This is a genomic window from Bifidobacterium jacchi (assembly GCF_009078285.1).
GTDB classification, from domain to species: Bacteria; Actinomycetota; Actinomycetes; order Actinomycetales; family Bifidobacteriaceae; genus Bifidobacterium; species Bifidobacterium jacchi.
This window is the reverse complement of sequence record NZ_RQSP01000022.1, coordinates 20,215-43,003: the sequence shown is the minus strand read 5'-3', so window position 1 is coordinate 43,003 and position 22,789 is coordinate 20,215. Positions and strand designations below refer to the sequence as shown.

Sequence of the window (22,789 nt, the reverse complement as noted above, 5' to 3'; positions counted from 1 at the left end):
CCCCCACCCCGACACCCATCGCAGATGCCGAGCATATCGTTTTCAGCACACGCCCGACGTCATGCTTCACCGTGCAGCTCATGCAGCACTCCTCCAAGCCGAATGACTCCGACTCGCCGAACATCAGACCGTCGGCACGGGAACGCGCGACCGTGCGGATGATGTCCAGCCCGGACTCGATGGCGGCATTCGGACGCACGTCATAGGCGATCGAACATACGGACGGACAGGAATCGGCCAGCGAAAACGCCACGGCATCAAGATTGAGCCGATCCACACCGGTGAGCAGCACCACCGGCACACCGGCGCCGCGTTCCGCGTTTCCCAATGATTGCAATACCGGATGAACCATAACGACCTTTCTTTTTGATAATGGTTATCATTATGGTGTATAGTCTGCAATCATGTCCAAACAATGTCAAATTCTGGGCACGCGCGCCTCGACAGGCAATCGCGTCTCCCATTCGCATCGGAAAACCAAACGAACATTTGCCCCGAACCTGCAATCCAAGCGGTATTGGGTTCCCTCGCAGGGGCGCTACGTCACATTGACGGTCAGCGCGAAGGGCATGAAGACCATCGACCGCATCGGTATCGAAGCGGCCCTGGCACGCATCGAACGCCGCGCGTCACACGGACGCTGAACCCCGCGACAGGAATCCGCTGCAACTCACAGAACCACATCAACGAAAGAGACAGTCATGTCAAGCAAATCATCGGAAATCAGACCGGTCATCACCCTCAAATCCACGGCGGGAACCGGCTTCACCTACACGACCCGCAAGAACCGACGCAACACGCCGGACCGACTCGAACTGACAAAGTTCGACCCAGTGGTGCGCAGGCGCGTCATCTTCCGGGAATCGCGCTGAGCAGGAAGAAATCCCATGGCCAAAACCAGCAAAATCAACCGACAAATGCAACGCGAGCGCATCGTGGCGAAATACGCCGAACGGCGAGCGCAATACAAACGAGACAGCATCAATCCGCACCTGAGCCCCGAAGAACGTACCGAAGCCATGCGCAAGCTGCACGCACTTCCCCGCGACGCCAGTCCGACCCGTCTGCGCAACCGGGACTCCATCGACGGCCGGCCTCGCGCCTTCAACCGCAAGTTCGGCCTCTCACGCATCAACCTGCGCGAAAAGGCGCACCGGGGCGAACTGCCCGGCGTGACGAAATCCAGTTGGTGACCGTCATACGAACAAGCGAGCGCTCGGTTCCATTCTTCGCCGCCGGCTCCATCCGTCGACTTCGAACCCAGCAACACAACAACGAAAAGAATACGACATGCAACAAGGCATCCATCCCGAATACGGGCCTGTGGTCTTCTACGACCGCTCGGCCGACAAGTACATCCTCACAAAATCCACGCTGGCCTCCAAGGCCAAAAGCCTGCCAACCATCACATGGGAGGACGGCAACACCTATCCGCTGGTGAATGTGGAGGTATCCCGCTACAGCCACCCCTTCTACACGGGCAAGAACGTGGTGCTCGATACCGCTGGCCAAGTGCAGAAGTTCAACGAGCGGTACGGACGGCAATAGCCGTATCAACCACTAATCCAATAAACCCAACAGGAGCTTATATGAAAGTCAAGGCATCGATCCGCTCGCTGGCGCGCAAGGACGGCTCAGTCGTCGTGCGCAGACGCGGGCATTTGTACGTCATCAACAAGAAGAACCCCAGATGGAAAGCGAGGCAAGGCTGATGGCGTTGCCGAAATACCGGACCTCACGGTCACATACCCATTCACGCCGAGCCAACTGGAAGGCGAAAGTCCCGCAGTTGGCCACGGTCACCACGCCGGAAGGCGAAGTCGTCCAGGTTCCCCAGAATCTGGCCGCAGCCGTGCGAAAAGGATATATAAAACCATAGCGGCCAACCTCCCGACATGAACGATCGGGGCGGAGACAACAAGGTAGAAAGTACAGACATGACTAACCCAAATGCTAGCCAGCCCACACCGGAAACCAATCCCAGCACTCACGCATCCATCGGCGACCGTCGTAAACCGGTTATCGCCACCATCGCCGCATTCTGCGTCGGCGCTTTGCTCTCCGGCGGAATCGTCGGCGGAATCGCCTACGCAAGACAAGGTCAGATAGCCGGCGGTGAGCCCGGCAGCACCACGGCAACCGAGGCCGTCGCCGACTCCTGTGATACGACGTTCACCGTGGTCGCCTCGGTGAACCAGTGGGGCTCGCTCGCGCAGCAGCTCGGCGGCTCCTGCGCCGAAGTCACCTCGCTGATCAACTCGACCTCCGCCGACCCGCATGATTACGAGGCCACTGCAGCCGATCTCGCGAAGCTCGCCAAGGCCGATATCGTGGTGCTCAACGGTGCCGGCTACGACGGATGGGCCGAGAAGGCGCAGCTGAATCCGGACAAGCAGCGTATCGTCAATGTGGGTGACCTCATGGGCATCACCGCCACCGAGGAGCACTCCCACGAGCATGAGGAAGGCGAGGAGGGCCATCACCACCACCACGGCTCCACGAACCCCCATGTGTGGTTCAGCCCCGAAGGCGTGCTCAAGGCCGCCGAGGCGATCAATAACGCCTACGTGGCCGAGGCCGGAGAGCACTCGAAGACCGCAGCAACCGTACAGCGTCACTTCAACGAGTGGAACGGCGAATATGCCGACTTCGTCGCGCTGGTCAACAAGGGCCGCTCCGCCGGAGTCAAGCGCAGCTACGTGGCCACCGAATCGATCATCAGCTACCTGCTCGATTACATCGGCGCGACCGACAAGACCCCCGAAACCTACACCAACGCGATGAACAGCGAGGCCGAGCCCTCTGCGGCCGATCTGAAGAGCGCGATGGACACCGTAGCCGGCGACGACGTGGACATCCTCGTCGTCAACCCGCAGGAAATGGGCGGCTTCGCCAAGAAGCTCAACGAAGCTGCGGTCTCCTCCAACAAGACGATCATCTCCGCCACCGAACAGCTGCCCGAAAACCAGAAGACACTGCTCGGATGGCTCACTCTGATCGCCAAGCAGGCACTGGCGACCGACACCACGAACGGCTTCTTCCTCACTCAGGACGTCAAGGACCGCACGCTCGCCGATTATGAGGGCGAATGGCAGTCGGTGTACCCGTACCTTCAGGACGGCACGCTCGACACGGTGATGGAGGCCAAAGCCAAGAAGGGCGACATGACCGCCACCGAATACAAGCAGTACTACGACACCGGCTACAAGACCGACGTGGAGAAGATCTCCATTAAGGGCGACCGGATGAGCTTCACCCGTGGCGGCAAGACCGTCACCGCGACCTACAGGTACGACGGTTTCAAGGTTCTCGATTACGCGAAGGGCAACCGCGGTGTGCGCTTCCTGTTCACCGCCACCGGTGATGTACCCGAGGGCGCGCCGAGGGTCGTGCAGTTCTCCGACCACGGCATCGCGCCGGGCAAGACCGCACACTTCCACATCTTCATGGGTGACTCCTCACAGGAGGAGACCCTGAAGGAGATGGACAACTGGCCCACCTACTACCCGGCCTCAATGAGCGGCAAGGAAATCGCCACCGAAATCATGGCACACTGAGCCATGCCCGTGGCGTCGTTCCGACTTGTCCTCCAAGTGATAATAATTATCATTAGCTAAAGAAGCGGGGGGAGGGAACAATGGCTGACCATGACGAGCGCACGGCGCAGTCGCCCAATCCCCGCATCACCAGGCCACGCATGCTGATCGAGCAGACGCTATCAGAATTATCACGCTTCGCCACCGCCCAGGAGATCACCGATATTCTGCGCAACCGCGGCACGCGTATCGGCACCACTACCGCATACCGGAATCTGCAGATGATGGCCGATCAAGGCAGACTCGACGTTATTCATCTCAATGGCGAAACCCTGTATCGCGCCTGCGATGACCACCGTCACCACCATCACATCATGTGCCGGAATTGCGGGAAGACCATAGAAATCGAAATTCCGGGACTGGAACAATGGATCGAACAGGCAGCAGCCAAACTGCACTACACCAACGTCGCCCATGAGCTGGAAATCTACGGCCTGTGTCCACGCTGCGCGCGGAAGACCATCAACGGCGCCCACAACGACGAGCAGTGAAACCGGTAACCACTTTCACTAACTTTCGCACGCATCACACGCGGCTTACCCTTTCAATCGAAAACATGAGCGCATTGAAAGGAAAAACAATGACCATCAAGACCATCGATCAGCACGCCTACGAAATCGTCACCGAAGAAGGCACTTTCGCCGTCTGCAAAGACACCCTCGCCAAGTTCGATGTCACCAAGCACGAGCACGGCGTTGCCGCATGCGGCTGCTGCGGCTGCTGCTTCACCGGCGACTGCTGCGACGACAACGACTGCACGCACGGAACCGACGAGGAGTGCGAGGGCAAGGCCTGCCTACACGCCTGCCACGAGAACCGCGAAGGCCACGAGTGCGCGTTCTGTCACCTCGCCTTCGACACCAACGAGAAGTGCCACGAGGAGATCCTGGCCAATCTCAAGGCGCTCAAAGCCGAGCTCGCCGCCTGAAACGCATTTGTGCAGCGCGGCATTCTCGATCTGTACCGTCAGGACATCGCCAAATACGCCGCCACCAAGATGCACATCCGCTCCATCTTCGACGCGATCCCCTCTCAGCTCGACAAGAAGAACAAGCGGTTCGTTCTCGCCGACCTATCCAAAAGCGCACGCATGGAACGCTACGCCAGCGATTTCATGTGGCTCGCGGACGCCGGCGTGGTCATTCTCTGCCGCAACGTGACCGAACCGGTCAGCCCTCTGAAGATCAACGAGCACCGGAGCCTGATGAAGGTGTTCATGGCGGATGTCGGCCTGCTGAGCGCATTCGGCATGGGGGACGCGCGCCGCGAGCTGCTCACCGGCGATGCCGGCATCAACTGGGGCAGCTTTCTTGAGAATCTGATAGCCCAGGAACTGCTCGCCCACGGGCTCGAGCCCTACTATTACGACCGCGCCCGGATTGGCGAAGTGGATTTTCTCGTCGAACGAGACGGACAGGTCATTCCCATCGAAGCGAAATCAGGCAAGGACTACACGAGGCATGCGGCCTTGAACAACCTGCTGGCGGTCAGGGAATGGGGGTTGGACCAAGCAATCGTGCTGTGCACAGACAATGTATCCGTCGACGACGATGAACCGGCCATCACCTACATGCCTTGGTATATGACGATGTTCATCGAAAAGCCACAGCCCGAACACATCATCATCGAAGAGCCATGATGATACGTCGTCCGATTCCGCACGATGTCCCAAACAATCCGCCGATGGTCACGGAACGTAACGGAGTCAACCATCTGACAGCCAAATCGCATTGTCCGGGCGTGCATCATGTGCAAAACGTTCGGCGACATGCTGCGCGTGGATGCGGGTGGCCTCGTTGACGAAGTCTGCGCAGGCCTTGCTGTCGTAAAGCGCCATACCACAGGGGTCGGCAAAGCGCGGGTCGCCGGTCAACGCGGTGCGAATCGCGCCAAGTATGGCCGACAGCGGCATGGCCGGGGACGGCGAATCGGCATCAGGCATCGTAGTGTTCGCCGTTGCGGCGGATGGTTGACCAGCCGGCAGTGCCGTTCGCGCAGCCGCTTGGATATTCCGGTTCATGATGCGTTCGGCCAGCTGCTGCGCTTCCACCGAATCTGGGGAGACACCGGTATTGAACAGTTGCTCCCATTGCTTGGCGTCGGCGAGCATCGTTTCATGTGCATGGCGTTCGGCATCGTCCCGCGCTCGTTCGACTTGTTTGCGTTGCTCGTCGGATAGCTTGTCCCATCGCTGTGCCGCAACGATTCCATATCGAGCCAGTGCCGGATTGGATGCGGTCTGGCGCATCTGCGGAATATCGCCGTTATCGTCGCACAGGTCAGACAGGTTGTGCAGCACTTGCAGCTTGTGTTGCATTGCTGCGATTTGACGGTGCATATCCTCCGTCTTGGCATCGATTGCCTGTCGGATGTCGTGTGCCCCCGGCTGTACTATCGCGGCGATATCCGCAATAGACAGTCCGGCATCGCGCAACAGGATCACGAACTGGAGCCGGATCAAGGTCGGCCAGTCATACCATCGTTCGCCGCCGATGGAAGTCTCGGTTGGCTTGACTAAACTTGTCTCGTCGTAATAACGTAACGTACGCGTCGTCACGCCGCTGACCAGAGCAGCCTGATTTATCGGCCATAGCTGATTCACATCCAGCAGGTCACCCTCCACATCGAGCATATCGGTATCGGCATCGATGTAGGTCCCATTGTTCGCCGTATTGTCGTGCTCGCTCATGATCCATCTCCTTTGCAAGCAATCATCCGTTCCTGTCCACGACGCACGGTCTGCGTCGCTGCAAACAGTATGGCCCTTTACGTAACGTCAGCCGCAAGTCGCGTCACCACGCATCACACGAGCATGTACATGGGCATGGGCATGGGCATGGGCATGCGAACGTACATGCCCATGCGTGAGCCGGTATACGCCGGTAAGGGCCGGTGTCAAATGGCGCCCACTGCTCGTTGTGGGCCCGTCTGCTCCATCAACAATCATCGTGTGCATGGAGCGTACATATCGGGGGCACGACGGACCACCTTGACCGTGTCGTGCCGTCGATCGTGTGCATGACACGTACGTAAGGCGCTCCTGATCGTGTGCATGGGGCGTACATCTACGCGATCGTGTGCATAGAACGTTCACGAAGCGCACGTTTTACGGCTCTACACATACGTTCCATGCACACGATGCTTCCGACGGCATACGTGGGATGCACACAATGCCCGCACGACAGTCCATGCGGCATACGTTGCATGCACACGATAGGTGCGAAAGGCACGGTGAGGGCCTGTTGGGGCGGTCTCCAGTGAACATTATTCGGGAGTAATGGGCTACATTCCCGAAAACAGTTCACTGAGAAGTCCCAGTCAACATAATTCGTCAGATCGCAGTTCTTGTGATTGCGCCATGTGGACTGCTGCATCACCGGTGCTGCATCACCGGTCAGCGTCGATCAGCGCGCGGTTTCTTTCTGACAGTCGGGGCACAGACCGAAGACCTCGAGCGTATGGCTTTCGACGGTGAAGCCGTGGCTGGTGGCGATCCTGCGAAGCCACGCCTCGCTCGGAGGGTCGATCTCGACGGTCTTGCCGCACTCGCGGCACACCAGATGGTGATGATGCCCGTCGTCGCCGCACAGGCGGAACAGCTGCTGGCCGTCGAGACGAATCGTGTCGGCCGCGCCGGAGTCGGCGAGCGCATTGAGCTGCCTATAGACGGTCGCCAAGCCGATCTTCACGCCCTCATCGTCGAGTCTGCGATGCAGATCCTGCGCGGAGACGAAATCGTCGCATTCGCGCAGCTGCCGCAGCACGGCGTCCTTCTGTCTGGTGTGTCTTGCCGGTGAATCCGCGGTCATGCTCACATCCCCTGCCCCGCCGGCAATGTCGTATGCCTCTCGTATGCGCACCAACCGACGTTATTATCAATAACAATCAACTAATGATAATAACGTCTGCGGAACTATGCAAGGAGGCCGGTCGATATCACAACCGATTCGACCGCCCTCCTCATGCAACGGCAGTTCCCAGCGCCTCCGCGAGGCGGCCTCGAACAGACTCCAGCGGATTGTTCTCAGCGAATTGCCGCATCGTCCAGACCACTCGAGATCTATGTGAGGTCTATTTGAGGTCATCCCAGCAACCGGTGGCCTCCAGCTCGGCGACCGTGCGGGCGGTGTCGTCGGTGAGCACGGTGATGTGACCCATCTTGCGATTGTGGCGCACCTGCGCCTTGCCGTAGTCGTGCACGTTCCATTCCGGATGTTCGGCGATGAGCGCGCGCGTGGGCGCGACATGCTGACCGAGCACGTTGACCATGACGGCGGGACTCAGGAGCTTCGGCTGGATGAGCGGCCATCCGGCGATGCCGCGGATATGCGCGTCAAACTGGTCGATCGAGCACGCCTCGATGGTGTAGTGGCCGGAGTTGTGCGGACGAGGCGCGAGCTCGTTGACGATGACGCGATTGTCGCGGGTGACGAACAGCTCGATGGCGAGCGTGCCGGCGAGCTCGAAGCCCTTCGCGAGCGCCAGCGCCATCTCGTGCGCGGTGCGCGCGATCTCGGGCGAGACTTCGGCGGGGGCGATCGTCATGTGCAGGATGTTGTTGCGGTGGTCGTTGCGCACGATCGGGAATGTGACGTAATCCTTGCCGTTGCCGGAGACGAGGATCGACGCCTCGAACGCGAAGTCGACGAACCCTTCGAGAATGCTCGGCGGGAAGCCGCCGCCGCGATCGCCGCGGGCGCGGATCTTCTCCAAATCCATATCGTTTTTGAGCACGTGCTGGCCATGGCCGTCGTAGCCGCCGGAGCGGGTCTTGAGCACGCACGGGTAGTGCAGCTCGTCGATGGCTGCCTCGAGCTCGTCGAAGTCGTTGACCTCGCGCCACGGCGCGGTTTCGATGCCATGCTGGTTGATGAACGTCTTCTCATGGATGCGGTCCTGGGTGACGCGCAGCAGGTCGGTGCCCTGCGGGGCTGCGACCAGGTGGCGCACCTCGTCGATGGAATCGGCATCGACGTTCTCGAACTCGTAGGTGAGTACGTCGGATTTTTCCGCCAGATCATGGATGGCGGTCTTGTCATCGTACTCGCCGACGATCTGGAAATCGGCCACCTGCGCTGTCGGGCAGTCCGGCGTCGGGTCGAGCACGCCGATGCGGAATCCCATGTATTTGGCCGACAGAGCCATCATGCGCCCGAGCTGGCCGCCGCCGATGATACCGATCGTCGCCCCCGGCTGGAGCATCTTGACCGCGCCGTGCGTTTCCTCAGACAAGCTGGGCATTGGATTCGGCCACCTTTTCCTTCAGTCCGTCACGATAATCCTGCAGCGCGTTGGCAAGCCGCTCGTCATTGGTGGAGAGGATCTGCACCGCGAGCAGGCCGGCGTTGGTCGCACCCGAGTTGCCGACCGCCGTGGTGGCGACCGGAATGCCGCCGGGCATCTGCACGATCGACAGCAGCGAATCCCAGCCGGACAGCGCATGGGAGCGCACCGGCACGCCGATGACCGGCAGCGTGGTCTGCGCGGCGACCATGCCGGGCAGATGCGCGGCGCCGCCGGCACCGGCGATGATGACCTTGAAACCGTTGGCGCGGGCGGCATGCGCGAAGTCGCCCATCAGCTCAGGAGTGCGGTGCGCGGAAATGACCTGCTTGTGATAGGGCACGGCGAACTGGTCGAGGATGTCGCACGCGTGCTTCATCGTCTCCCAATCGCTTGCCGAACCCATGATGACCGCCACTTGTGGCCTGCTGTCTGCCATAACGAACCTCCGAACATGGATACGAACGGTAATGCGGATACCGACACCACTGTACGCAATCCCGGCTACAGCACGCCGCCAGATCATCATCAATCCGCCGTCAATCCAAGTTGATCCGCCATCAGCGCATCATCAACGCATCATCAACGATTCATCAACGCACCGTCAACGCGACCTTGCCGAACGCCTCGCCGGAGTGCACCCGAGCGAACGCCGACCTCGCATCGTCAAGAGGAACAACGGAATCGATCACCGGATGCAGATCGGCATGCTCGACGAAGCGCAGCAGCCGGGCGAAATCCTCGCGCGTGCCCATCGTGACGCCCTGCACGCGGATATCCTGGAAAAACACGCGCGTCAGCTCGGCTCCCGGCTGATCGCCGGACGTGGCCCCGCAGATCGCGATCGTGCCGCCGGGGCGCACCGATCGCACCGAATGCCCCCACGTTGCGGCACCGACCGATTCGATCACCGCATCGACCCTGCGAGGCAGTCTGGCACCCGTCTCGAACGCAGCATCCGCGCCCAACGCCAACGCACGCTCACGCCGCGAAGCGCTGCGCGACGTGACGAACACCTCCAGACCGGCCGCATGCGCCAATTGGATCGCGGCGCTCGACACGCCGCCGCCCGCGCCCTGCACGAGAACCGTGTCGCCCGGGCGCACGTCGGATGCCGCAAACACCAGCGAATACGCGGTAAGCCAGCTGGTGCCGAGCGCGGCCGCCTCGGCGAAGTCCAGATTCACCGGCTTGGCGAAGACGTTCGCATCCGGCACCTGCACGTATTCGGCCATCGTGCCCTGATACCGCTCGGAAAGAATCGACCGCCGCTCCCCCGGCTCGACACCGACCCCGGATCGTCCGTCCAGCGAGCCGACGACGGTGTAGAGCACCACCTCGTCGCCGGCCTTCAGCCCGGTCCGCCCGGGAAGGTCCTCGACCAGCGTGCCCGCCGCATCGGTGCCGAGAATCATCGGCGTCTGATCGGCGGACAATCCGACGCCCTTCAGACTCCATAGATCATGGTGATTGACCGTGGCGGCGCTCACCGCGATGCGCGACCAGCCTGCGCTCGGCGTCGGTTCCGGCCGCTCGCCCACGGCAAGCATGTCCAACGGATGCTGTGCATCGGTTCCTGTGGCGTATACGGCTTTCATCATCGGCTCCTTCATTGGGCGCTGCGGCATCGTCGGTCGGCTCGCGGCTGATTCACGGTCGCCACATGGCTGACTCGCGGCTGATTCACGACTGACTCATGGCATGGGCGATATATGGGCAATTGTATGGACATATACGGAGAAGTTGAGCGCATCGGCCGCTACGCCACCGGCAGCGCGCGCATAACGACTATGATGGCCGTTTCGGATTGATGATACGGCAACCGGCGGGAACGGGCGAGACGCGGGCACCCATTGCGAACCTGCATCCAGGGAAAGGACGGAGACAGGCATGGCGGACGACATGGCGAACGGTATTCTCGGAGCGATTCATTCACCGTCCGACGTCAAACGACTTTCCCGAGACGACCTGCACGAACTGTGCCGCAACATACGGGAAACGCTGCTCACCTACGGGCACGCGCATGGCGGACACATCGGCTCGAACCTCGGCATGGTGGAGGCCACGGTGGCATTGCATCGCGTATTCGACTCGCCGCGCGACCGCATCGTCTTCGACGTGTCGCATCAGAGCTATGTCCACAAGATGCTCACCGGACGATCCGCCGCATACCGCGATCCGTCCAGATTCCACGAAGTGACCGGATTCACGAACCCCGAGGAAAGCGAACACGACCAGTTCGTGCTCGGGCACACCGGCACATCCATCTCGCTCGCCTGCGGATTGGCGAAGACGCGGGACATGGCGCGCGCGGCCGGCGAAACGACCGCGAATTCGACCGGAGCGGGCATCGGCAACGTGATCGCCGTGATCGGCGACGGCTCGCTCAGCAGCGGCATCGCCTTCGAAGGGTTGAACAACGCGGCGGAGCAGGGCGGCAATCTCATCATCATCGTCAACGACAACGAGATGTCGATCGCCGGCGATTTCGGCGGCATGTACCGTACGCTGGCCAGGCTGCGCGCATCGAACGGCACCGCGCAGCCGAACCTGTTCAACGCGTTCGGACTCGACTATCGCTATGTCGAGCATGGCAATGACGTGGACGCGCTCATCGAGGCGTTCACCGAGGTCAAAGACATCGATCATCCGGTCGTCGTGCATATCCATACGCTCAAAGGAGCCGGATTCGACGGCGGCGCGAACATCGGTCACAGCGCGATCGCCAACCACAGCGCGATCGCCAGCCACAACGCGATCGCCAACCGTGGCACGAACGGCACTGCCGATGCAGCCGCAGCAGCCAGCGCAACCGGCATCCAGCCGACCGGCAACGTATCCCACGACGAGCCGTGGCATTCCGACCATTGCGATCTGCCCGACGCGGAACCGCACGAAGGGCAGTGCGAGGCATCGCACTGGCAGACTCCGGACAGCGCGTTAAACCGACCTGATGATCCGCGCAAGGCGTTCGGCAAACTGGCGATGGCCGCATTGGAGCCGCGCTTCGCCACCGAGCCGGGATTGGTGGTCATCTCCCCCGCCACACCGGGTTCGAACGGCATCACCCATGCTTTCCGGGAACGTGCCGGAGCGCACTATGTGGACACCGGCATCACCGAGTCCCATGCGGTGACGTTCGCCTGCGGCATAGCCAAGGCGGGTGGCACACCGGTGGTGGCGACCACGGCATCGTTCTTCCAGCGCGCCTACGACCAGTTCTTCCAGGAGATGAGCCTCAATCGCTCACGTGTGACCATCCTCGACTTCCTCGGTGGGCTCTCCGGTTCCGACAACACCCATTCCGGCGCCTATGACGTGGCGATGTTCGCGAACATCCCCGGCATCACCATGCTGGTGCCCACGTCGACGCGGGATTATCTCGATGATCTGGCATGGGCGACGATGCCACGGCACGTCGGCGGTTCGCCGGACGGCCCCGTCGTGATTCGTGTGCCCGGCCAGCAGATCCTTGATCGGGAGCGCGCATGCGGGCATGATCCGGCAAGCGTCGCATCGGCGCTGCGTCTGACGGGCAAGACGTCGGTATTCGCTGCCGCCGGGCGCGACAGGTCTGAGGGCGGCAACACAGGCGGTGATTCGGGAGAACGCGACGCAATACGCGATACGCACGAACGCGACATGCTGGCGTATCGGGTGAATCATCGCGGCTGCGGCGTGGCGATCATCGCGCTCGGCAACACCCATCCACTGGCCGAGCAGGTCGCGCGGGAGCTGCTGCGCGCCGGCGCCGGCAACGCGCCCGGCGGCGACGCAACCGACCGCAACGCGATTGGCGGCATGGCAACCGGCTGCAACGTAACCGACGGCAACGTAACCGACGGCAACACAGGCAACGGCAACGCAGCCTGCGGCAATGCAACCTGCGGCAATGCGGAAATCCGCGATTCAGCCGCCGCAGCAGCGACAATCGACGCGACGGTCATCGATCCGCGGCAATGCTCCACGCTGGACGTCGCGACCCTGGAATCGCTGCGCGCCGACCATCGGCTTGTGGTCACGCTGGAGGACGGCCAGCTGGAGGGCGGATGGGGCGAGAAGATCACCGCCTACTACGCCAACCATCCCGGCATCGGCTCCACCAACGGATGCGACGGCGAGCGCGAACGGATGCAGGTGCTGAACTTCGGCGCGCGCAAGGAGTTCACCGACCGCATCTCGCTGCACGATCTCAACGTGCGGTATGGATTGACGGTCGGCGACATCGTGTCAGCAATCCGCACGCGACTGCGCCCGTGACGAGGGGGCGCGGCGGAACAACACGGCCGGCCTCAAAGCGCAGCAGTCAGCCAAGCGTTTCAATCACCCCCGGCATATCCGTCCACGGTGCGTAATCCGATTCCCGATTGGGCTCAAGCTGGTTTCTTGCCACCGCCTTGTCCTCTTGCGAATTATGGTCTTTCGCATTCCGCACGGCGTCCCGCGTATGCCCATCAATGGCTTCGAAGTTGATGTATTTGTTACGTTTGCCGGCAACCACCCCAAGCTCACCTGCATAGCGTTCCACCGCCGCAGTATCGGTGTATGAAATCGGACATCGCCGCACATGATCGATCAGCCACACTTCGAAGCAGGGGTTGGAAACGACGAGTCGAATCCCGTTGTCTTTGCAGATACGCTGCGCTTGGCGATGATCGTGATAATCATCCACATCCACGACAACGAAAACCGCGGCATAGCAGTCAGCCGAATCGTTATTGCGCTCATCGTCGCGTTTGCATTTCACCGCATAATTCGCAAGCTGAGACGGTGCCATGGTCTTGGAGATCACCCTTATGACTCCCGAATCCATAGACGAACTATAGTGCTCGAAATACTCCGGCTCCGTGGCCTGCCCTCCACAGACGACGAGGTAACGCTTCGCCCTTGCGCGCGTCCTACGGCGCGCATTTCGCCCATGCCGCGGAACGGCGTACTTGCTTTTCACCCGGCTCATTCTGCACCACCTTCCCCGATGATTCTGGCGAACACGGAATGAAACTCCGGCTTTGGAACGGCGCCATACACGCCGTTGAGATAGTTCCGGCCGACATTCTCCTCCTTGCGCACCTTCAAATCAGTCACCGGATACAGCTCGGACGCCCCATCCTTGTTCTTCTCCACCAACCACACCTGATCGGGATCGATAAGGCGACCAGCCGAACCTGATACGTTGATCAAAGATGCGTCATGCGTGGTGAACACCAACTGCGAACCATGCGGATTGGTCGCGGGGTCGGTGAACAACGCGATGAATTCCTCCACCAACGACGGGTGAAGACTGGTGTCGATCTCGTCAATCAGCGTGACCGTGGGACGGGCGAGTTGGCGCAATGCCAGTGAGAAGAACGACAAAGCCGCAATGGTTCCCTGAGACTCGTTACGCTCATCGAACGCGACGGTCGTTTCGGCACCGGCATGTTCAAACTGCAGCTCGGATGCTTGACCGAAAGCAAGCAATCGATCCAACTTGTCAGGGTCGGCCCCAAGCCGTTCCCCGATCTGGGTCTTCAAATCATTCATCACCGTCTTGTCGATGCTCACCGGAGCGCTACGGACATCCACGATTCCAAAATCCGCGTAACGAATCAGAAGAGCCAATTCCTTGGCGAACGACGTCTTACGATTGAACTCCCCCAGAATGTGCGGCTGCTCGTCACGATATCCCTGTGCGTCGCAATACGCGATTCCCTTCATGAAGAAATCGAACGCGGACTGCGTGCAGGCGATGCCCGCGGCAGCCGCCGCCGACAGCACCAACGCGTTCGGCCTCAGCTCGATCGTCTTCCTGATCTGAGACCTCGGACCGCGAAACGCATTGCCAAAGTTGATGCCGCCCTTATCCCTCGAGAACAAACGCGTAGGATGCGAGGACGTTCTATCGCCGATGAGCTTGTACAAGGACAGTTCCTCATGCAGGATGACTTCATCATTGAAGCAGAACCAATACCGGTAGCGCTGACTGTCCTCCGCGATGAACTCCGCGAAGAACGACGAGTCCTCAGGTTTCCCCCCGTCTGACAATAGGAAGGAATCACGCGGTATGTTCGTTCTGGCGCCACCCTGACTGTAGCTTGTTCGCACCATAATCGCCATCGCCCACAACGCTTTGAGACAATTCGATTTCCCTGACGCATTCGGGCCATACACTGCCGCAATAGTGGATTGATTCGCGAACACCCCTTCGGAAAAGCGCTTGTCACGAGTCATGGAAAAACTCTGCTCATCACGGAAACTTCTGTAGTTCGAGAAGCTGAAGTCAATAAGCATGTCAGGCTCCCTTCCTCCACTATTAATGAGTAAATATATCATAGAAAATCACAATATTGCGGTTTTTTGCAAAAAAGCCTCTTTAATTGAATAAAAATATGAAGCACCTGCTGATATCTTGGCCGGCTTCCCATCGGACCTCCGTCCGCTGTTCGACATCCAACTTCGACATCCAACTAACGGGACGCCACCGGAACCGAAGGACCTCATGTTTTGGAACGGTGCGCAACACCAAGGGGAAAGACACGCCCCAGACCCATGTGCCCAGCCGTGCTGGTATGATTTCTCCTCGTTTGGCCCCGTAGCTCAGCTGGATAGAGCATGTGACTTCTAATCGCCGTGTCGCCGGTTCGAATCCGGCCGGGGTCACTAGTGAAAACCCTTGGAATCATGCCGATTTCAGGGTTTTTTATATGGGCGTTTTCCGCTTGTTTTCATCTCAAAACAACCAAAATCGACAGGGCTAAGGATGCACGGGAGATGCAAAGCCATTCAGCATCCTTGGCACTCGACACGCCTCACAGAAAAAACTTGGCGGGGTTATTGCACGACAACCGATATCCTTAGTCAATGAGTCGTTGACGAATTCACAACCCCCCTCAATCCCACTCCGTGGGAGAGGCGAGTTACAGTGCAGTCAATACGCGGATTGCCCTCGGATATCGTGTGGATCGCTGTGTGGATCGCTGCCGATTGCCGCGTAGAGCGTCTACGAGTCGCCTTCGGTCTGTCACGCGGCGTTAAAATCGATGTTTTTGTCGCCGCGTGACACAACTGCGACAGTCTGCGATAATCCGCCATCATGCCACATACCACAAAACGGCGGAATTCCAATGTTTCTTGATGAGACTGGATTAGACTCGCGTGTCACGCGGCGCGAAAAGCGGGCAAAACGCCGTCGCGTGACAAATCGGTCTGTCACGCGACGACGAAATCGTCGATAATTGCGTCGCGTGACAGATTGGCCGCCCCGGATTACCGTTCATCCGAATCACGACCGGCCATCACGACCGCCATCACGACCGCCGCCCGTGCCTCTCGATCGAGACAGCGCCCATCCGAGCACCGCGAGCGGCACCGCGCAGGCGACCGCGATCCAGGGAATCATCATGCTCGCATGCGGTCCCGCCGCGTCAAGCACCGCCCCGGCGAACGTGGAGCCGAACGACGTGCCGATCGACCCGGCAGTGGTCAGCCACGACAGCCCTTCGGTCAGCGAGCGCGCAGGAACCAGCGATTTGACGATCAGACTGCCGGTGGCGAACAGCGGCGAGACGCACAGGCCGGCGACGATCTCCAATGCGCCCAGCAGCAGGAAATTGTCCATCGCCAGACGAAACAGTGCGAATCCGATCGCCAGCAGCGTCAAAAACACCACCATATGCCGCCAATGCGAGCCCTTCAGTTCACGCGAGCCGAAGATCATCGCACCGACGCATGAGCCGACCGCGAACATCGCCAACTGGAGTCCCAGCCATTGCTCCACGCCGGCGGCCTTCATCGTGGCCGTGGTCGACACGTCAAATGCCGTGAAACTCATGTTGAACACGATGAACACGACGAGAATCGGCGCAATGCCGGGCATAAGCAATACGCTGCGCGACGCGCGCCGCGAGCCGCCGCGAGCGCCGCCGCGGACACCGCCCAGCAGCGAGAACGAATCCGCTCGCCCGCCGTTCGCACCCGAATCCGACACGGCGGAACCCGAATCCGATACGGCAGCGCCACCGGCATCGACCTCGACCCGCTCGACCACCGGCGCCGAGGACCGCAGCGAGAAGAACACCGCTCCCCCGATGCCGCACGCCAGCGTCGGCACGAACAGCTGCGAGACGGGATGCACCGAGGTGGCGAGAAACGCGGCGAGAATCGGACCGACGATGAACACGATCTCATCGATCGCCGCCTCCAGCGCATACGCGGTGTTGAGCAGTCGCGGATCGTCGCCGGCATGCGAACGAAGCGCGTATGCCCACCGGGTACGTACCAGCGCGCCGAACGAGAACTGGGTAAAGCCCATCACGATCGCCAATGCGAACAGCAACGGGATCGGCACGCGGCTCAGCGCGGCAAATGCGAACGCGAGCATGGCGACCACCTGCACACCAAGCGCCACTCGTCCCACGCGGCGCTGGCCGAGCCGGTCGAACAGCCGCGCATAGAGCGGCGTGACCGCGGCGACCGCCAGAATGTAGGCGGCGCTCATCGAACCGGCCACCGTCCAGTTGTCGTACAGATGGTTGAGCGCGAGCACGATGCCGAGCGCCATCATCGAGATCGGCAGTCGAGCCACCGCTCCGGATATGCAGAACGCCTTGGTGCCCGGTATGGCGAACAGGCGGGCGTATGGCGAACGCGTTTTGTTCGCGCGTTCGACCGATGCGGCGACGTTCATCGAGTCACCTCCGCCATGCCGGCCGTTTCGCCAACCGCAGCAGACGACGCAACGATGTGGGCCGCACCCACCCGTGTGCCCGGCCGCGCCGCGGCACCGGGCACGCCGGCATAGATGAACAGATCATCCAGCCCGCCGCCGGCCGCACCGCCGCCGGCCGCGCCGCCATCCGCGCGATGATCGGCGGCGAAGCGCTCTGCCACGCGGTCAAGTCCCTGATGATCATAGAATCCGACATCGCAGCTGGAGTCGGTATGCAGGAAGAACCGCTCCACTCCGGCCGAGGCGAGCGCATCCATCGCGCGACGCCACATCCCGCCGCCGATGCCGTGGCCGCGCGCGGATGCGGCGACGAGAAACAGTTCGATCTCCGCCCACTGCGCGACATCGATGCCGTTTGCGGATTCCATGTCGGTCTCCACACGATGCCATCGCAGCGTCTCATGCAACGAGCGCGCACCGATCGGATCGCCCTCCAGCCGCGCGTCGGTCTGCGCAAGCAGCTCCTGCGCCTGCGCGAACAGGCGGGGCGCGCCGGGTACCCGATAGATGAGCGTACCGGCCGGCCGACCGTCGATCTCGGCGATGATGCCGCCTGTCGCCGGTTCCAGATAATGCAATACGAAATGTCTGGAGACGACGACGGATGCCGCCGTGCCCGCAGCCGAGCTGCAATGCCCCCAGGTTCGTTCGAATTCGTCGGTGATGGCGTCGAGATCGGTCCATCTGATCGGCCGGTACGTGACGGTACGCCCGGTCGTTTCGCCGCCGACTGCGGCTTTGGTTGTGCTGGTTGCGCGCATCGCAGCCATGACATCGCTCCTTAACTGTCGTTGCGTCCTCGATGTGTGCCCGCCCACACATCTCGTCCAAGGGTCGCGGCTCCCATCCGCCACGCTGCCGCAATGCGTTTCCTTGCGGTCCGGCCGCGACCCCTTTCGCCGCGTTCCGTCAGTCGTCGTCGGATTGTTCAGGGATGCCGGAGCTCAACTCGGCAAGGATCTCCTGTTCCGTTTTCGCGCGGGCATGAATCTCGCGCCGGCCCTCATCGGGCTCACTCAGATAGTAGAGGGTGGCGTCGATGCTGTCCAGCGGGACACGCTCCATGGCCGACAGCAGCAGTCGATACCAGTCGAGCTGCACCAGCTTGCGCTCCACGTCATCCGGCCTGGCGGGTCGGCGACCGGTTTTCCAATCGACGATCACATAGCGTTTCGTCGGATCGGATTCGTCCAATCCGCCGTGGAAGACCGCATCCAGCTTGCCGTTGATGATCGCTTCGTCAATCGCGTTGTCGGTCGCACCGCCGGCGGCACCGTTGGCGGCATCGCCGCCGGCATCGGCCGACGTCGCCGCATGCCTGGCGAACAACTGCGGCATCGACACGACGATCTGCCGTTCCGCCCACGCGGGTCGGCGACGCGCCCACCGCGAACCGACGAGTCGGCGCTCCCACTGCATCAGTAGCCGCTGTTTGGCGTCGAGCCGATCGGACTCCTGTTCACGCCGGTCCAGATCAGCGATCATCGATTCGCGCGATTCGCCCGCTGCGTCCGTGCCAAACGCCAGTGACGTCATCAGACCGTCCGTGGCATCCAGTGCCGCCATGCCGTCGGTCATCACATCGTCGCCATAGGCGTTCATGAAGCGTTCCGCCCACGCATGAAACAGCGTTCCCGTTTCGGCGGCCGGCGAGACGACGCGCGGAATCGGACGGATCATGCCCCGCCACAGCAGTCTGGATTCCCGCTCGGAGCGTTCCGACGCGCGCATCTGCAATGCGGTGACGTTCTGCCGCCCGCTCGCCAGCAGGCGCGCGGCCTGTGCATGCACCTGCGCGTCGATGCGCGCATCGTCCTCGGCTGAGCGAGGCATGAGATCAGGGTCCGAGACGAGCATGCGCGCGCGTACCAGCAATGAGTCGTCGTCGGAGGCGACCGGAGAACACGCATGCGGCGCTTGCGCGCGAAGCCCGGTGACGCGCAGCCTGTCGAGCAGTTCCTCGGATGGCGATACCGGCCAGCTGATCTCGGTATCCTCCTGCGACAGATCGATTGGCGCGTTCCATGCCTCGTCCACCACCGTATGCAGATAGTCGGCTGCGTTCTCGCCCACGAAGAATCCCGTGGGGCGGGCGGCGCCGATCGCGGACAGCGACACGGCATTCCCGTCGTCGGTGTCGCCGCCGGCGCTATCGACGGTGCCGTCGGCGGTCGCATCAGCAGTCACATCAGCCATATCGACAGCCGAGTCAGCAGAGTCAGCAGAGTCTGCCTTGTCAGCCGCGTCAGCCGACGCATCGATCAGCCCGGGATGCTTGGCGAGCATGTTGTACACCTCCTGCCAAAACACGGACGGCTGGTTCCTCTTGTCCGATTGGCGATCGGCGCCCGTCGCATCGGATGCGACGAGCGTGTTGTCGGAGGAGTGGCTGGAGGTGATCAGCAGGTCATGACGCGCTCTGGTCAGCGCCACGTAGGCGATGCGACGCTCGTCGGCAAGCAGACGGCGACCGTACTCCTCGCCCTGCGTCAGATACCAGTCGTCCGGGTCGACGGCATCCACATCGTCGCCGATGTCATCACGACGCAGATCGCCGTATATCTCATCGTCGATGGCCTCGACGTCGTCCAGCCCGTCCAGAGCGGCAATGGCTCCCTCCACGCCGCCCGACACGTCGGCGTCATGCGGGAACCGCGGCAGGATGCCGGCATCCACACGCACCGGAGCGGGCACGGCAGACGGATCGTCCAGCCACGTCTTGGTGGAGACATGGTATTCGGGCGGCGTCCACGTGCCGTGTTCGAGACCGCCGGGATGCCGCTCATCGTCCGTGATCGACAATCCGCCCTGCGTGCTGGGGAATCCGCCCTTCTTCATGTTGACGACGGCGACCGCATCCCATTCCAATCCCTTGGCCTGGTGGACGGTCATCAGCACCACGTCCACCGGCGTATCGGGCACCTCGACGTTCTTGTCGTTGACATCCTTCAGGGAGTCGATCCATGCCATGAACCCGGAAAGCGTGGGTTTGCGCCCTTCGGCGATCTCCTGCACATAGGTCACCGTCATCGCCTTGAACCGGTCGATCGAGGATCGCGCCCGGGTGGGGTTGATCGCACGCGACGGATAGGCGATCGACTGGGCCACGACCAGGTCGATGTCAAGTCCAAGCGCCTCGACGGCTGTCTCGATCACCTCGTCGAGAGGATTGTTCATCACCGACCGCACCTGCCTGAGCATGCGGCCTGCGTGCACCAGTCGCGCAATGGTCTCGTCGTCGCCACGCATGGCGTCTGTCTTCGCCAGCAGTTCCGCCAGATCGTCGCGCACCAGAAGGTCGGCGAGGAACACCGCGTGCGGTATCCGGTCACGGTACTGTCTGACGATGCGTTCCCGCCGGCGAATCCACTCGTCCGACCATGCGCCGCCATCCGACGAATCTGCCGACTGCGGCGAATCGGACGAAGCGGACGAATCGAACGAATCGCCGCTATCCGAGGAATCGGCGGCATCCGGCTCGACCAGCCCCGCCTCGACCAGCACACGGTAGCGATGCGCGGTGTCCAGCCGATCAGCAAGCTTGGACAGCGCCGACAGCGTCTGCCGGCCGAAGGCGAATCGGGGCGTCGCCAGCAGCCGCATCAGCTCCCCCGAGTCGGTGCGATCGGCGGCGACGTGCAGCAGCGCAAGCAGATCGCGCACCTCGGGCCGTTTGAGCAGCTCCGAGTAGCCGACGATCATCGTCGTCAGCCCGTACCTGTTGAGCCCCTGTTCGAATTCCGTCATGCGTTCCTTGCCGCCGCGGAACAGTACCGCCACATGCGGATGCGCGTCGGTGCCGTCGCCGGACGCATAGCGGGCGATGGCGTGCCTCGCGAACCGCGCCACGGCATCGATCTCCTGGCCGAACGTGTCGAAGTCAAGCACGCCAAGCGTGCCCTCATCGGCATCGGGCAGCGCGGTCAGTTCGGATACGCCGACCTCGCGCATCAGCGAGCTGGAGGCGCGACGCTGCGTCACGCGCAGCGGCTTGGTCAGCCCATTGGCCGCCTCAAGCACGATGCGCGAATTGCGGCGGGTCACGCTCAGCGGGAACGGCTTGGTGTCCGCGGCCATGCCGAAGTCCCTGATGAACATGCGGAACGCGCCGGGGCTGGCGCCACGCCACGCGTAGATCGACTGGAACGGGTCGCCCACCGCGTTCACCGCCGAGCCGGGGTGGAACAGCGCGGCGATCAGCATGGACTGCGTGGTCGACGTATCCTGATACTCGTCCAGCAGCACATGCGTGTATCGGCGTCGGTATCCGGCCGCGATTGAGGGGAACCGCGTCACCAGCTGGTTGGCGGCGATGGTGAAGTCGCTGAATTCCGCCATGTTCTGCCGACGCTTGGTGCGCACATAGTCCTCGACCAGATCGAGCAGCACCTCGCGCTTGCGTGTGGCGGAGCGCAGCACGTCGCACTTCCAGACGCACAGGCTGTGCCACTTGGCTCGGTAGTCCTCACGTTTGCGCGCATACGACTCATCGGTGTCCTTCTTGGTCCGCTTCTTGGGCTTGCCGGGATTCGGCTCCGTGATCGGCACGATCTCATCGCGCAGCGCGACATCGAGTCGTTCGATGAACGCGGCATCCCACCGCCTGATGCGCGCGATGGCCTCCTCCATGTCGGTCACGCCACCGCCGATCATCGCGCTGCCGATCGCGGAGGACAGGTCGCGCACGTGCTCCACGACGGTGTTGAACGCTCCGAGATCCGCGCCGAGCACATCCTCGGCATGACGGTCCACAACCTCGACGGCAAGCTGGATCGCGCCCGCCTCGCTGAGCGGCTGGGTGTTCTGATCGAAGCCGACCAGCAGACCGTACCGGCGCACGATCGACTGGAAGAACGCATCATACGTGGAGATCTCGGGCTTGAGGAACGCGCGACGGGAGCGCGCGGCATCCGCATCGTCGGCAATCGGATTCGCGTTCACCGCGGCCGAAACGCGCGACAGCAGCTCCGCAGCCGCCTTGCGGGTGAAGGTGAGTCCCACAATGCGCTCCGCAGGCACGCCCTGCTCGATGAGCGTGACGATTCTGCGGGTCATCGTGTAGGTTTTGCCGCTTCCCGCACCGGCCACCACAAGCACGTCCGCATCGCTTGGCGCTGCGATGACCGCCGCCTGCTCGGGACTGTCGGTGAATGTCGGCTTGTGCATGTCGCCCGCCTTGATCGTGTTCTCGGTATTCCTGATT

At 61.7% G+C, this 22,789-nt stretch carries 21 protein-coding genes, 1 tRNA gene and 1 pseudogene; 12 read left to right on the top strand and 11 right to left on the bottom strand.

Annotation, left to right across the window (positions count from 1 at the left end):
• Positions 1–352: pseudogene (locus EHS19_RS06955) on the bottom strand (hypothetical protein); the annotation flags it as partial.
• Between the two features lie 52 nt (positions 353–404).
• Between EHS19_RS06955 and rpmB the strand changes: the two are divergent.
• From rpmB to EHS19_RS06905, 10 genes are all read left to right on the top strand, one after another.
• The gene (gene rpmB / locus EHS19_RS06950; RefSeq protein WP_151917044.1) at positions 405–644 is read left to right on the top strand and encodes a 50S ribosomal protein L28; all 240 of its coding nucleotides are present in this window, start codon (positions 405–407) and stop codon (positions 642–644) included.
• Positions 645–701: 57 nt separating this feature from the next.
• Positions 702–872 (top strand): 50S ribosomal protein L33, encoded by a 171-nt coding sequence (gene rpmG / locus EHS19_RS06945; protein ID WP_151917043.1) that lies wholly within the window; start codon positions 702–704, stop codon positions 870–872.
• A gap of 15 nt (positions 873–887) precedes the next feature.
• Positions 888–1,193: a 30S ribosomal protein S14 gene (gene rpsN, locus EHS19_RS06940; protein ID WP_151917042.1), complete on the top strand. Its 306-nt coding sequence runs from the start codon at positions 888–890 to the stop codon at positions 1,191–1,193.
• A 97-nt stretch (positions 1,194–1,290) separates the two neighbouring features.
• Positions 1,291–1,548 carry a type B 50S ribosomal protein L31 gene (locus EHS19_RS06935; RefSeq protein ID WP_151917041.1) on the top strand — a complete coding sequence of 86 codons (258 nt, stop codon included), beginning with the start codon at positions 1,291–1,293 and terminating at the stop codon, positions 1,546–1,548.
• A 41-nt stretch (positions 1,549–1,589) separates the two neighbouring features.
• Positions 1,590–1,712 (top strand): type B 50S ribosomal protein L36, encoded by a 123-nt coding sequence (gene ykgO / locus EHS19_RS06930; protein WP_150354018.1) that lies wholly within the window; start codon positions 1,590–1,592, stop codon positions 1,710–1,712.
• Positions 1,712–1,879, top strand: a complete 168-nt coding sequence (rpmF, locus tag EHS19_RS06925; protein ID WP_151917053.1) for a 50S ribosomal protein L32 — start codon at positions 1,712–1,714, stop codon at positions 1,877–1,879. The genes ykgO and rpmF overlap by 1 nt, the downstream gene beginning before the upstream one ends.
• 58 nt (positions 1,880–1,937) lie before the next feature.
• Entirely contained in the window at positions 1,938–3,557 is a 1,620-nt protein-coding gene (locus EHS19_RS06920; RefSeq protein WP_175578358.1) for a metal ABC transporter substrate-binding protein, read from the top strand.
• Between the two features lie 80 nt (positions 3,558–3,637).
• Positions 3,638–4,087 (top strand): Fur family transcriptional regulator, encoded by a 450-nt coding sequence (locus EHS19_RS06915; protein ID WP_151917039.1) that lies wholly within the window; start codon positions 3,638–3,640, stop codon positions 4,085–4,087.
• Between the two features lie 89 nt (positions 4,088–4,176).
• A complete protein-coding gene (locus EHS19_RS06910; RefSeq protein WP_151917038.1) occupies positions 4,177–4,524 on the top strand; it encodes a lectin-C in 348 nt (115 codons plus the stop codon).
• Between the two features lie 9 nt (positions 4,525–4,533).
• Complete coding sequence (locus EHS19_RS06905) at positions 4,534–5,235, top strand: DUF4143 domain-containing protein (RefSeq protein ID WP_151917037.1); 702 nt, start codon at positions 4,534–4,536, stop codon at positions 5,233–5,235.
• 66 nt (positions 5,236–5,301) lie between these two features.
• On the opposite strand, the gene EHS19_RS10950 is transcribed toward EHS19_RS06905, so the two are convergent.
• From EHS19_RS10950 to EHS19_RS06875, 5 genes are all read right to left on the bottom strand, one after another.
• Entirely contained in the window at positions 5,302–6,285 is a 984-nt protein-coding gene (locus EHS19_RS10950) for a MerR family transcriptional regulator (RefSeq protein WP_194162101.1), read from the bottom strand.
• Between the two features lie 715 nt (positions 6,286–7,000).
• Positions 7,001–7,405 carry a Fur family transcriptional regulator gene (locus tag EHS19_RS06890; protein WP_151917036.1) on the bottom strand — a complete coding sequence of 135 codons (405 nt, stop codon included), beginning with the start codon at positions 7,403–7,405 and terminating at the stop codon, positions 7,001–7,003.
• Between the two features lie 262 nt (positions 7,406–7,667).
• Positions 7,668–8,837, bottom strand: coding sequence for a 5-(carboxyamino)imidazole ribonucleotide synthase (gene purK, locus EHS19_RS06885; RefSeq protein WP_151917035.1), 1,170 nt, complete (start codon positions 8,835–8,837; stop codon positions 7,668–7,670).
• On the bottom strand, positions 8,821–9,318 hold the full coding sequence (gene purE / locus EHS19_RS06880) for a 5-(carboxyamino)imidazole ribonucleotide mutase (protein WP_151917034.1): 498 nt from the start codon (positions 9,316–9,318) through the stop codon (positions 8,821–8,823). Before purE ends, purK begins: the two co-directional genes overlap by 17 nt.
• A gap of 154 nt (positions 9,319–9,472) precedes the next feature.
• Complete coding sequence (locus tag EHS19_RS06875) at positions 9,473–10,477, bottom strand: zinc-binding dehydrogenase (RefSeq protein ID WP_151917051.1); 1,005 nt, start codon at positions 10,475–10,477, stop codon at positions 9,473–9,475.
• Positions 10,478–10,769: 292 nt separating this feature from the next.
• On the opposite strand from EHS19_RS06875, the gene EHS19_RS11385 reads away from it, so the two are divergent.
• A complete protein-coding gene (locus tag EHS19_RS11385; protein ID WP_241677132.1) occupies positions 10,770–13,139 on the top strand; it encodes a 1-deoxy-D-xylulose-5-phosphate synthase in 2,370 nt (789 codons plus the stop codon).
• Between the two features lie 46 nt (positions 13,140–13,185).
• Here EHS19_RS11385 and EHS19_RS06860 read toward each other — a convergent pair whose 3' ends face one another.
• Positions 13,186–13,836, bottom strand: coding sequence for an RloB family protein (locus EHS19_RS06860; protein ID WP_151917033.1), 651 nt, complete (start codon positions 13,834–13,836; stop codon positions 13,186–13,188).
• Positions 13,833–15,149 (bottom strand): AAA family ATPase, encoded by a 1,317-nt coding sequence (locus EHS19_RS06855; RefSeq protein WP_151917032.1) that lies wholly within the window; start codon positions 15,147–15,149, stop codon positions 13,833–13,835. Before EHS19_RS06855 ends, EHS19_RS06860 begins: the two co-directional genes overlap by 4 nt.
• Positions 15,150–15,444: 295 nt before the next feature.
• Between EHS19_RS06855 and EHS19_RS06850 the strand changes: the two genes are divergently transcribed.
• Positions 15,445–15,518, top strand: a tRNA-Arg gene (locus EHS19_RS06850).
• A gap of 622 nt (positions 15,519–16,140) precedes the next feature.
• Here EHS19_RS06850 and EHS19_RS06845 read toward each other — a convergent pair.
• From EHS19_RS06845 to EHS19_RS06835, 3 genes are all read right to left on the bottom strand, one after another.
• Positions 16,141–17,544, bottom strand: a complete 1,404-nt coding sequence (locus EHS19_RS06845) for an MFS transporter (RefSeq protein WP_151917031.1) — start codon at positions 17,542–17,544, stop codon at positions 16,141–16,143.
• Complete coding sequence (locus EHS19_RS06840; protein ID WP_151917030.1) at positions 17,541–18,356, bottom strand: GNAT family N-acetyltransferase; 816 nt, start codon at positions 18,354–18,356, stop codon at positions 17,541–17,543. The genes EHS19_RS06845 and EHS19_RS06840 overlap by 4 nt, the downstream gene beginning before the upstream one ends.
• A gap of 139 nt (positions 18,357–18,495) precedes the next feature.
• Entirely contained in the window at positions 18,496–22,752 is a 4,257-nt protein-coding gene (locus EHS19_RS06835; protein ID WP_151917049.1) for an ATP-dependent DNA helicase, read from the bottom strand.
• Between the last annotated feature and the right edge of the window lie 37 nt (positions 22,753–22,789).